Genomic DNA, 11799 nt, shown 5'->3' with positions numbered 1-11799 from the left:
TAAAAATTAAAGCATTGTAAATGATTTTATCACTAACAATGCTTTATAAAATAATAATATATATATAATTAATTATTAGTACTTTCTTCTTTCTCCAATTCTTTTACATACATATTCAAAAAAGGCTTATAAATAAAGTAGTCCAATACAATTAATCCTATTATCAATACTGGTGCTAAGAAGTGTAAATTAGTAGATATAAAAGAACCTAATACAGAAGGAGTAGTCCAAGGTACTAATCCTACTATTCTGCTTATTATATTTAATTTTAAAAATGTGTAAGATATAACAGCATTTATAATAGGTGTTATAATAAATGGTATAACAAAAATAGGGTTCATAACAATAGGAGTACCAAACATGATAGGTTCATTTATATTAAAAAATCCTGGTACTATAGAAAGTTTTCCTACATATTTTAAATGTTCACTTTTAGTCATAATCATAGCTATACATAATCCTAAAGTAGCACCTGAACCGCCTATATATACAAAACTGTTTAAAAACTCTCCTGCAAATACTTTTGGTATTTGTTCACCTGCTGCAAGAGCTGCTTGGTTTAAAGCCAAGTTAGTTAAGACAATAGGGTTTATTATAGCATTAACAACATTAGCACCATGTATACCGCAGAACCATAATATATGCACCAATAATAATATAATAATTATAGATACTAAACCGTCAGACATACTTAATAACGGCTGCAATATTTTCATTATCAAATCTGGTATCATAATCTGCATGCTGTTTTGTATTATCCAGTTTATAGTTTGGAATAAGAAAGATATAACTGCTACTGGAATTAAAATTTCAAAAGATTTTGATATTGCAGGAGGAACAGAATCAGGAAGCTGAATCATAATTCTTTTGTTTACTAAGAATCTTGATATTTCTACTGATAATATAGAAGCAATAATAGCTACAAAAAGACCTTTAGCATCCATATATCTTGCATCTAATACAGTTACATTAGTTTCTTCAGCAACATACAATAATTGAGAAGCTGCTCCTATTACTGTTACAGCCAAAGATTTTGCTGATAATAGTAAAAAAGAATACATAGACAAAAACCCGTTTGTAAGTTTATCTATATTATAATATCCTGCTAATGAATAGCCTATACCGAATGATATGAATAAAGACATTATACCCATACTTACATTAAATATTTGTATATAATGTCCTGAAAATGCATTTACAAAGTTTTCATAAGGTTTAAAATACATAAAGTTAGTAGGATCATTCAAAGGCAAATTAAAAAGTAATAAAACAAATGAACCTATTATAATAAAAGGTGTTGCAAATACAAAACCGTCTTTAATACAGTTAAGGTATCTATTTCCTGCAACTTTAGCCATAATAGGGAGAAATTTGCTTTCCATAAAAGCATTAAATTTTTCTTTCATTTTAGAGTCTCCTTAATTTTTTATCTATATATCATCTATACTATTGTTATTTAAATTATATGTTTATGATAATATCACAGTGCAGTATAAAACTCCAATTAAATAATTTCCGTATTAATATACTAATTTTATTGTTTGAGTTTATAGTTATTTATATTATTATTTTGTTATCTATATTACTGTTATTATGAAATTTATTTTTAATAGGAGTTTATTTATGGCTTTTAGAAAAGATTTTTTATGGGGCGGTGCCACAGCTGCCAATCAATGCGAAGGAGGATTTGATAAAGGAGGAAGAGGACTTGCAAATGTGGATGTTGCTCCTCATGGTAAAGATAGAGCTGCTGTTATTACTGGTAAAATGAAAATGTTTGATTTTGATAAGGATCATTATTATCCTTCAAAAGATGCTATTGATATGTATTCACATTATAAAGAAGATATAAAATTATTTGCAGAAATGGGTTTTAGTGTTTACCGTATGTCTATTGCTTGGAGCAGAATATTTCCTAAAGGTGATGAGGATAAACCTAATGAAGAAGGATTAAAATTTTATGAAGATGTTTTTAAAGAATGTTTAAAATACAATATCAAACCTTTAGTAACAATAACACATTTTGATTGTCCTATGCATTTAATAAAAGAATACGGCGGATGGAGAAACAGAAAGCTCATAAAATTTTATGAAAATCTATGCAATGCAATATTTAACAGATATAAAGGATTGGTTGAATATTGGCTTACATTTAATGAAATCAATATGATACTTCATGCACCTTTTATGGGAGCAGGACTTTGTTTTGAAGAGGGTGAAAATGAAGAAGAGGTAAAATATCAGGCTAGCCATCATGAATTAGTTGCAAGTGCTTTGGCTACTAAAATAGCACATGAGGTTGATCCTAATAATAAAGTAGGCTGTATGCTTGCTGCTGGAACTTATTATCCTTATTCTTCAAAACCAGAAGATGTACTAGCTGCTCAGCAGAAAAATGATGAGATGTATTTCTTTGTTGATGTTCAGTCAAGAGGAAAATATCCTGCTTATGCTTTGAAAAAATTTGAGAGAGAAAATTTAAATATAAAAATGGAAAAAGAAGATTTAGAGCTTTTAGAAAAATATCCTGTTGATTTTATCTCTTTCTCTTATTATACTACAAGATGTGCAAGTGCTGATAAAAGTAAATATATTATGCCTAAAGATAATATAGCAGCTGATATAAAAAATCCAGAATTAAAACAAACTGATTGGGGCTGGACTGTTGATCCGCTAGGTATAAGAGTTACTTTGAATGATATTTATGACAGATATCAAAAACCTATGTTTATAGTTGAAAACGGACTTGGTGCTTATGATAAAGTTGATGAAAATGGATATGTTGAAGATGATTATAGAATAGATTATTTAAGAGAGCATATAAAAAATATGAAAGATGCTGTTGAGATTGATGGGGTGGATTTGATAGGCTATACTACTTGGGGACCTATAGATTTGGTTTCTGCTGGTACAGGTGAAATGTCTAAAAGATACGGATTTATATATGTTGACAGAGATGATTTTGGTAATGGTACTTTGAAAAGAAGCAGAAAAAAATCTTTCTTCTGGTATAAAAAAGTTATCGAAAGTAACGGCGAAAATTTAGAATAAATTATTTAAACTCTCACAAATTAAAAAAGCAAGATTCTGTTTATACAGTTTCTTGCTTTTTATTTTTTCAAATTTATTATTTCTTATTCTTTATTTGCATTTACTTCTGGTATTTCATTATTTTTCAATTTTTCTATAAAACTTCTCAAATCGTTTTTGTTTGTTTTTGAGCCGTTATTAACTTTTCCTCTTTCTATTATTCTTTTAGTACCTAAACTTACCATAGTCTGAATATCCAAAATAAAACTTACAGTACCATCACCTAGTACAGTAGCACCAGCCAAACCTTCGCTTTTTGTAATATTATCTTTCAAGGTTTTTATAACTATATCCTGTTCACCTATAAGGTTATTAACTAGAAGTGCTACCTTTTTGCCTTCTGATGAAAGTATAACAGCATAATATGATTTTATATTATTATATCTTGAAGGAAGTCTGAATAATTCTTTAACGCTTAATACATTTATTACATCATCTCTTACTTTAATAACCTCTATACCCTCAAGCTCTTGAATATCCTGTACATCTATTTTAATAGTTTCTAATATACTGTTGATAGGAACTGCATAATATTCTTTTTCTGCATCAACAATAAGAGCCTGAATAATGGCAACTGTAAGAGGAATTCTTAAAAAGAAAGTAGAACCTTTTCCCCATTCTGTTTCTATACCGATAGTACCATTAATTTTTTCAAGACTTTTTTTAACAACGTCCATACCAACACCGCGGCCTGATACATTTGTAATTTTGGCAGCAGTAGAAAAACCAGGTGCAAATATATATTCAAGCATCTGTCTTTCTGATAGTTTAGCATCAGCTGATACCAAGCCTTTTTTTACAGCACTTTCAAATATCTTCTGCGGTATCATTCCTTTTCCGTCATCAGATATTTTTATGATGATTAAGTTACCTTCATGTGAAGCTCCTAAAACAACAGTTCCAGTTCTAGGTTTTCCAGCTTTTTCTCTGTCATCAGGAGGTTCTATACCATGGTCCATAGCATTTCTTACAAGGTGTACTAATGGGTCTACTAGTACCTCAATAACAGATTTGTCTAGTTCTGTTTCTTCACCGTACATTTCCAATTTTACTTCTTTTCCCAAATCTCTTGATAAATCCCTAATAAGACGAGGAAATCTGTTAAATGTCTGAGCTATAGGAAGCATTCTTATTTTCATTACTGTTTCCTGAAGCTCATTAGTTACCCTAGTTAGAAGCTGATAAGAGTTTCTAAATCTGTCTAATGTATTTTTAAACTCCTCTTCCATTTTTACAAGTTCGGTTAATTTATTATTAAATCCGTCAATGTATGTGTTTCTGATTTCTTTAGCTTCTTTTTTCTGCATATGTTCTTCAAATTTTCTAAGTACTTGAACAATGCTGTCTCTGTAATATCTTTTTACCTCATTGATGCCGTTTCCTATGATTTTCTGATATGAGGTAAGATCATCATCATACTGAACATATGAACTTTTATTTGTTACAAGCTCCCCTACCTGATTCATCATAGCATCTATTCTGTCACTTTCAACCCTTAAAAAAGAGCTTTGTCTGTCAACTTTATGATCTTTTCCGCCTTTTGCAGCATCAGGTTTTTTTGCCGTATTTGCAGCAGGGGCAGCAGTTTCTTTAGCTTTTTGAGCATCTTCTTTCTGTTTTTTCTCCTGAAGAAATTTCTCATATTCTTCTAATATAATATCTTCAATAGATATTTCTTTAGTAACATCTGGCAATGTAATAGCATCTATTATAGTTTTATCTTCATTGATTGTAGCGAGTATATATGTAACATGTTCATAAAACTCATCGCCTTCCAAAGATTCAAGCGGAGGAATACTTCCCATTATTTCCCCAACATCTTTAAGGGCAACAAATACCTGAACACCTCCTACTGTTCTCATAGGGCTTTCAGGGTCAAAACTTACATGTACTAACTTTGTCTTTACGCCTTCTTCAACATTATCTCTTATTATACCAAGCAAATCACTGTCATTAGGCAAAAGCTCATATTTATTAACTTTTTTTTCTGCTTCAGGGGCAGCAGGCTCTTTACTTTCAGAAGTATTAGATGATGGTGCTTCAGGTGCAGAGGACTGACCGCCTAATTTGGCATTTTTAAAATCTTCCAGCTTTTTTATCTCTGCTTCTATATCGCCTGAATATTCCCCCTCTTCGCTTGCTGTATTGATGAGATCTTTTAATACATCTATACCTTTTAAAAGAACATCAATAGTAGCGTCATCAACTTCTATTTTGTTATTTCTTATCAAGTCTAATAAATCTTCAAATCTGTGGGCGTATTTTTGTGTTTCAACAAGTTCTACGGCACCAGCACTTCCTTTTAAAGTATGTACTGCTCTGAATATTTCCTGTATGGCATCAACATTATTTCTTTCATTATCTAAAATAAGAATATTTTGTTCCAGTCTGTCAAGCATCTCAAATGCTTCTTCAAAGAAATCTTTAAGCAGACTTTTTATATAATCATCCATTTACACGCCCCGTAAAAATTGAAAATCTTACTATATATTATCGGAAAAACCTAAAAATGTCTATAGTAAATAATATTTTGCTTGAAAATATAATAATTTATTATATGATAAAAACTATGAAATGTCTATATTTTTATTAAAAATGTAAGAAATGAAAACAATAAATATTTAATTAATATAATGTTTTTGTTTACGGATATTATTATACATGATATATTTCACCTCAGATACGCACTTTTTTTATATGCATAGTGCAAGAAAAAAAGTTTTTGATGACTGCAATTCTATGCATAATATTTTAATAGATAATTGGAATAAAAAAGTATCTGATAAAGATGATATATATATTGTAGGCGATTTTTCAAATGAAAAAGGATATATAAAAACTTCAAATATTTTAAAAATACTCAAGGGAAATAAATATTTGATTAAAGGAAATAATGATAAGTTTATAGATAATGATAAGTTTGACAAAAAATTATTTTTATTTATTAAAGATTATCATGTATTAAATATAGAAGAATATAATAAAAAAATTAAAAATATTGTTTTGTTTCATTATCCAATATTAGAATGGGAAGGATATTATAATAATGCTGTTCTAATACATGGTCATTGGCATAATGATAGAAAATATCATAAGAGAGCATTTAATGCTGCATGTGATATTCACAATTATAGCCCAATATCCATAGATGAAATATTAAAAATGGTGATGTATGAATAGTTATAAAGATATGCTGTTACACAGACTTCATAAAACTATAACAGAAAAAAATTTAATAGAAAAGGATTCTATTAGATTATTAAGTTATGATATTACTATTGAGCCTGAAATAGTTCAGATAGAAAAGAAAAACAGTATATTATGCACTATATATTTTTATGTTAAAGCACCGCTTTTTGATGATGTATTTTTTGAATCTTCTTCGAGTATAGCCTCTGATGAATATAGAGCTATAGTACTTTCTTCAGATAATTTTGTATACTGTGCTTTACAGGGTATACTAGACTTTTTGTCTGGAGTTTATCATCATGAGATAGAGACTTATATACTTGATAATAAAAAGATTTTTACAGTATGCGAAAGTCCTATGATAGGTCTTGGAAATATAGAAAATAAAGAAGACTGTTATCATGAATATGTAGGTTTTGATGAAGATAACGGATATTCCAGTTTTTTATGGAATGCTATAAAAAAAGAGGTGCCATTTATTCTTTCTAATAATAGAGTGAGTTTTATAAAGACTTATGGAGCAAAAATGCCAGACGGAGAAATTATGGCAGAATGCTCAATTAATAACATCAATAATAAAGTATTAGAAAACTGCGTGCAAAATGAGATTATTAAATGGGATAATGACGGAGAGTTTTTTTCTATAAAGCAGTTTTTTTTCATACTTCAGTCTGATACTACATATGTTAAATACCCTTACAGCAGAGAAGAAATTGAGTATTTTGTTATAGAGTATGTTCTTGAGTTTGAAAAGTTTGAAGGTGATTATGAAAAGTTTATTGATAGTATAAATAATATTATAGCTGATAATAATATAAGAGAAGAGATTATTAACTTTGTACCAGAGATATGCACTCAATATGCTTTTAAAGAAGTTGTTTTTAATGATATCGCTCATGTCAATATAGGAAAAAAATCTTACAAAATATTAAAAACTCAGTTTACAAGCTATAAGTATATAGAAGATGCTTTGATAGACGGATTTTCTAATAATATTTTTAATAAAGATACATTTAATGATTTGGTTCATATAAGCAGTTCATACAATACAATATACGAAACCATTCAAAATAAACCTAACATAGAGATGAAAGATATATTTGTAACTTGTACTTTTAATTTTACAGAGATATATCAGTTTATATAAAAATTAAAATATATTATCAATATTGTTTTTTATAGAATTATTAATTTCATTTATAGACTCAAAGCAGTTTTCAAGTCTATAGAAAATGTAGGAATTATTTTTTATAATTTCTTTCTTTTTATTTTCGCTGCTGTTAAACTCTATTATTTCATTTTTAAATAGTTTGGCACTGTTTTCTAATATTCCTGCAATATATTCTATAAATATCAGCATATTCTGTTTATCTTCAGGTCTGTTGTATTTTTTTATTAAAAATATTATTTGTTCTGCTTCTACTATAAATTTTCTGTTGCTTTCTATAAGCGAATCAGTTATAGGAGTTCCTTTGTATCTAGTTTGATTTTTTTCATGCATAATAATATTGTTTTTAATCATATATGCTTTAAGAAGGCACTCATACAAATACTGAGAAGTTTCTTCATTGTTTATAGCTTTTTTAATCTGATTAAGTATTATAGTATCCATTTCTATAAGTTCGCTTATTTTATCTACCATTCCTTTATGACTTTCAGTTTTGATAATAAAATTATCAAATATCCATACTATTAGTACTGCTATGATTATAAATCCAGCTCTTGATGATGCCGACATCAATTTAGGCATATATGGAAAAGATGATATTAACGCCGATATTGTACCGTAAATCTTTTTTAAAAATCCGTTTATTGAAGCAAATGATAATACAAAGCATACTCCTATAGAAGGAATAATCATTTCATATGGTACATATTTAAAAACTGCAGCAAATATGAATACCCCTATAAAATTACCTAATATATTTATTTTAAGATTAATCTGCTGTTCTTCATAAAATGGATATATCATGATGTATGATAATATAGGAAGCCAATAACCTCTTACTGCTATTTCATCTGGAAGAAAATATCTAATAGTAAATGATATACACATTACTATACCCATTTTTAAAGAGAATCTGAAATGTGATTTATTAATATTAAATTCTTTTTTTAATCTTATAAATTTTAAATTAAGAAGTTTTTCTATTTCTAAGTCATCTTTATTGTTTTGAAACATATTTGATAATATATCTTTTAGTTTTTTTATGGCATATATCCATTCATAATTACTTTTTTCATCACTTAAATAATAATTGTCATTAAAGTATTGAATATCATTCATTATACTATTATATTCTTTATCATGTTTTGATATATCATGCCTTAATAAATTAGCTGTTTTTTCAAGTATATTATATAAATATTTAAAATATTCACAGTCATCATCAGTAAGTTTATCAATATTCTGATATTCTCTTTGTATAAGCTGATTTGTGTCTTCAAGAAATAAAACCATTTCAAAGTGATTGATATTTCTGTTATTCATAATACCATGTCTTTTTAATGAATCCACATATATAGCAGAAGTATATTCATTGACTATAGAAAATATTTCATCTTTTCTATTCAAAGAGCAGGTTTTATTGTATAATAGCATTAATTTTTTGTTTATTGATTTAATACTTCTGTATGCTAGGCTGTTGGAAACTTTATGTCTTGTAATAAATTTATTAATAAGCAAAAATATAAATACTATAAGAAGTGAAGTTAATATAGCTTCCATTCTTAAATGTATATTTGATATTGGTATATTGTATGCCTGAAAGATTACATAAGCAAAGCCGTATATAAAATAGTTTCTAGGTACAAAGTCATCTGAAAGCAGAAATACTATTAAAAAAGGTACTATAAAATTAAGAGATATAACTAGTATAATATTTTGTTCTGCTATAGTGGCAAGAAGTCCTAAAAGAAGTACTCTAAAAGCTACAGCAGGGAAAGACCATACTGTAAAACTATTTCTCATAAATGCACATATAAAAATAGCAACTATTCCTATAGTAGAGTTTTCTCTGCCGTATAGGTTAGTTGATATTACAAGTATAAATATACCAACTAATACGCTTGGTACAAAGTCTAAAGCTCTTTTTAGAAATGCTATGAATATTTCTTTTTGTTTTTGATAAAAGTTTTTATTTGTAAAAAACATTGAATTTATTTTAATTTTTTATTATATTATATGAAAGACTATATTATAAATAGAAAAATAGTCAATAAAAAATTATTAATTTCTTAATTATTGCCGATAGTAAAAATAATATATTTTTAGTGCTTGGAGTTAATTATGCCACCTCTAATTATAGAACATGAAGAATATCCTTCAGTTGTTGTTATCGAATACAACAGTATATACAGAAATGAACTTCAGAATTTTATACATAATATAAAAATAAAAGACAACAAAGAAGAAGTTTATACTGATGCTTATTTTAATAAAATAATTCATACTAATAATACAAATATAGGACTTTTAACCATAGATGGAAGAATTAATGGTTATTACTATATAAATAAAGAGGGTGTATTGAAATATATATATATGAATTATCCTTACAGAAGAAATGGTTTTGCTAAACTTCTTTTAACTCATGCCATTAAATCAAATCCTAATATACAGTTTGAGAAGAACTCTAATCAGGCGTATACTAGATTAATTAGTTCTCCTGTATTTGAAGATATGATAAAAGGAAATGCTAATGGTGGCATGGATAATAATGCAGGCGGTATGGATACATTTGAGGATCTTACAGGCGGCGGAAGCAAAGAGGGAGAACTTACTTTATTTTAGTGCCTAAAAGATTTTTATATTATATAGTTTTGTTAATAGCTTTACTATTAATATCATGTTCTCATAATTCTGTTTCTATAGCAGAAGAGCCTTATGAAGTAAAAAAAATTAAGGTATATAAATTAATTAGCATGTATACATATGCTAATATAACCATTAGTATAGATAATGGAAGAGTGTATGGTAAGTCTGCTATAAATGATTATTATGCTAACTGTAAAATAGATGGCGATTTAATATCTTTAGATATGATAAAGACCACTAGAAAAACTGATACAGCAGAAAAAAGAAGAATAGAAGGCGATTATTTATCTATACTTCAGACAGCATATTCATTAAAAATAGATGGGGATAGACTCATAATATATACAAGATTTATAGATGAGCCTCTTATATATGAAGAGATAAAGTAATTTTTATTATTTTCCTAGTATTTTATCAATACATAAAATAGCTAAAATTTAAACAATAAATTTTTATAAAAAATAAAGGGACTTAACTTTTATATTAAGCCCCTTTTATTATTTTTTAATGATATATTAAAGTCATAATATATCTTATAAACTCAGCTGCGAGAAATATCATCACTATAAATCCCAAGAATATCCAAGATTTTAAAGTGCGTTTTCTAGTTTCTCTTTTATTAAATTCTCTCCTAAAAGGATCATTATTATTATCATATTCCATAATAAAATCCGTCATACTTTTTTCAAATATTTTTGCGTATCAACAGCAACAGCAGCGATGATTATAGCACCTTTAATTATGTACTGTAAGTATGGAGAAATACCAACGAATGTCATACCGTAGTTAATAACTTGGAATATCAATACTCCAGAAACTATACCTAAAATAGAACCAATACCTCCAGAGAAAGAAACTCCTCCTACAACACAGGCAGCAATAGCATCAAGTTCATAACCATTACCCAAATTATTAGTAGCAGAACCAACACGTGCAACCTCTAAAGAACCAGCTATACCATATAAAGCACCAGACATAGTATAAACTATCATAAGAGTAAGAGGAATATTAACACCGCTTACAGCAGCAGCTTCAGGGTTGCCTCCTACAGCAAATATGTTTTTACCCAATTTAGTTTTATTCCAAACAACCCACATAATAGCCGTTATAATGACCGCAAATATGATTAGGTATGATATAGTAAAACTTCCTAATTTTATACCGCCTTGAGCAAGATTAGTAAATCTAGGATCAAGTCCTCCTATAGGCTGAGCACCGTATGGAGGTCTGTCAAAATAAGTACTAGTTACACCGTAAAGTATAAGCTGCATACCTAAAGTAGCAATAAATGGAGTTACATAAAGTTTAGAAATGATAAAACCATTTAAAAATCCAAATACCATAAGTATAACCATAACTAAAAGTATAGGAAGTATAACTGGAAGCATAGGTAGGTCTGGATACATTCTAGTAGGATTAGTAGGTGATTGTAATAGAGAAGCACTTACAACAGCAGCAAGTCCTACAGCTCTTCCTGCTCCTAAGTCATTACCTTGTGTTACAAGAAGTGTTCCTACTCCTACAGCTATTATCATACGTGTAGAGGCCTGAGCAAATATGTTTAAGAAGTTACTGAGCCTGAAGAAACTAGGTTCTTTAATGATAATACCTATAATTATTATAAGTAATGCTGCAAATATAGCATTGTTTAATACAAATGATTTAATAGTTTTAATGTTTATTTTATTTGTGTCCATGATTTT

The 11799-nt window shown here is 28.1% G+C and carries 10 protein-coding genes; 5 read left to right on the top strand and 5 right to left on the bottom strand.

Features of this window, described 5'->3' with window-relative positions; all coding sequences use genetic code 11:
- Positions 1-68: 68 nt before the first annotated feature.
- On the bottom strand, positions 69-1406 hold the full coding sequence (celB, locus tag F811_RS0110675; RefSeq protein ID WP_020005235.1) for a PTS cellobiose transporter subunit IIC: 1338 nt from the start codon (positions 1404-1406) through the stop codon (positions 69-71).
- Between the two features lie 217 nt (positions 1407-1623).
- Between celB and F811_RS0110670 the strand changes: the two genes are divergently transcribed.
- A complete protein-coding gene (locus tag F811_RS0110670; protein ID WP_020005234.1) occupies positions 1624-3051 on the top strand; it encodes a 6-phospho-beta-glucosidase in 1428 nt (475 codons plus the stop codon).
- Positions 3052-3134: 83 nt separating this feature from the next.
- Here F811_RS0110670 and F811_RS0110665 read toward each other — a convergent pair whose 3' ends face one another.
- On the bottom strand, positions 3135-5543 hold the full coding sequence (locus tag F811_RS0110665; RefSeq protein WP_020005233.1) for a chemotaxis protein CheA: 2409 nt from the start codon (positions 5541-5543) through the stop codon (positions 3135-3137).
- A gap of 208 nt (positions 5544-5751) precedes the next feature.
- On the opposite strand from F811_RS0110665, the gene F811_RS0110660 reads away from it, so the two are divergent.
- Positions 5752-6270: a phosphoesterase gene (locus F811_RS0110660; protein ID WP_020005232.1), complete on the top strand. Its 519-nt coding sequence runs from the start codon at positions 5752-5754 to the stop codon at positions 6268-6270.
- Positions 6263-7426, top strand: coding sequence for a DUF6348 family protein (locus F811_RS0110655; RefSeq protein WP_020005231.1), 1164 nt, complete (start codon positions 6263-6265; stop codon positions 7424-7426). Before F811_RS0110660 ends, F811_RS0110655 begins: the two co-directional genes overlap by 8 nt.
- Before the next feature lie 3 nt (positions 7427-7429).
- Here F811_RS0110655 and F811_RS0110650 read toward each other — a convergent pair whose 3' ends face one another.
- On the bottom strand, positions 7430-9433 hold the full coding sequence (locus tag F811_RS0110650) for an FUSC family protein (protein WP_020005230.1): 2004 nt from the start codon (positions 9431-9433) through the stop codon (positions 7430-7432).
- Positions 9434-9568: 135 nt separating this feature from the next.
- On the opposite strand from F811_RS0110650, the gene F811_RS0110645 reads away from it, so the two are divergent.
- On the top strand, positions 9569-10072 hold the full coding sequence (locus F811_RS0110645; protein WP_020005229.1) for a hypothetical protein: 504 nt from the start codon (positions 9569-9571) through the stop codon (positions 10070-10072).
- Entirely contained in the window at positions 10072-10485 is a 414-nt protein-coding gene (locus tag F811_RS15760) for an META domain-containing protein (protein WP_020005228.1), read from the top strand. The genes F811_RS0110645 and F811_RS15760 overlap by 1 nt, the downstream gene beginning before the upstream one ends.
- 115 nt (positions 10486-10600) lie before the next feature.
- Here the strand turns inward: F811_RS15760 and F811_RS16800 are convergent, their stop codons facing one another.
- Together F811_RS16800 and mglC are read right to left on the bottom strand one after the other, a co-directional pair.
- Positions 10601-10759: a hypothetical protein gene (locus F811_RS16800; RefSeq protein WP_020005227.1), complete on the bottom strand. Its 159-nt coding sequence runs from the start codon at positions 10757-10759 to the stop codon at positions 10601-10603.
- Positions 10760-10770: 11 nt separating this feature from the next.
- Complete coding sequence (gene mglC, locus F811_RS0110630) at positions 10771-11793, bottom strand: galactose/methyl galactoside ABC transporter permease MglC (RefSeq protein WP_020005226.1); 1023 nt, start codon at positions 11791-11793, stop codon at positions 10771-10773.
- Between the last annotated feature and the right edge of the window lie 6 nt (positions 11794-11799).

Origin of the sequence: Brachyspira innocens ATCC 29796, assembly GCF_000384655.1 — a bacterium.
In the GTDB taxonomy this organism is placed as follows: Bacteria; Spirochaetota; Brachyspiria; order Brachyspirales; family Brachyspiraceae; genus Brachyspira; species Brachyspira innocens.
The sequence above is the reverse complement of the archived record's forward strand: the minus strand, read 5'-3'. Positions and strand labels throughout refer to the sequence as shown.

Coding starts and splice junctions, on each gene's coding strand:
- celB (WP_020005235.1), bottom strand. CDS start 1,406: ATGAAAGAAAAATTTAATGCTTTTATGGAAAGCAAATTTCTCCCTATT.
- F811_RS0110670 (WP_020005234.1), top strand. CDS start 1,624: ATGGCTTTTAGAAAAGATTTTTTATGGGGCGGTGCCACAGCTGCCAAT.
- F811_RS0110665 (WP_020005233.1), bottom strand. CDS start 5,543: ATGGATGATTATATAAAAAGTCTGCTTAAAGATTTCTTTGAAGAAGCA.
- F811_RS0110660 (WP_020005232.1), top strand. CDS start 5,752: ATGATATATTTCACCTCAGATACGCACTTTTTTTATATGCATAGTGCA.
- F811_RS0110655 (WP_020005231.1), top strand. CDS start 6,263: ATGAATAGTTATAAAGATATGCTGTTACACAGACTTCATAAAACTATA.
- F811_RS0110650 (WP_020005230.1), bottom strand. CDS start 9,433: ATGTTTTTTACAAATAAAAACTTTTATCAAAAACAAAAAGAAATATTC.
- F811_RS0110645 (WP_020005229.1), top strand. CDS start 9,569: ATGCCACCTCTAATTATAGAACATGAAGAATATCCTTCAGTTGTTGTT.
- F811_RS16800 (WP_020005227.1), bottom strand. CDS start 10,759: ATGGAATATGATAATAATAATGATCCTTTTAGGAGAGAATTTAATAAA.
- mglC (WP_020005226.1), bottom strand. CDS start 11,793: ATGGACACAAATAAAATAAACATTAAAACTATTAAATCATTTGTATTA.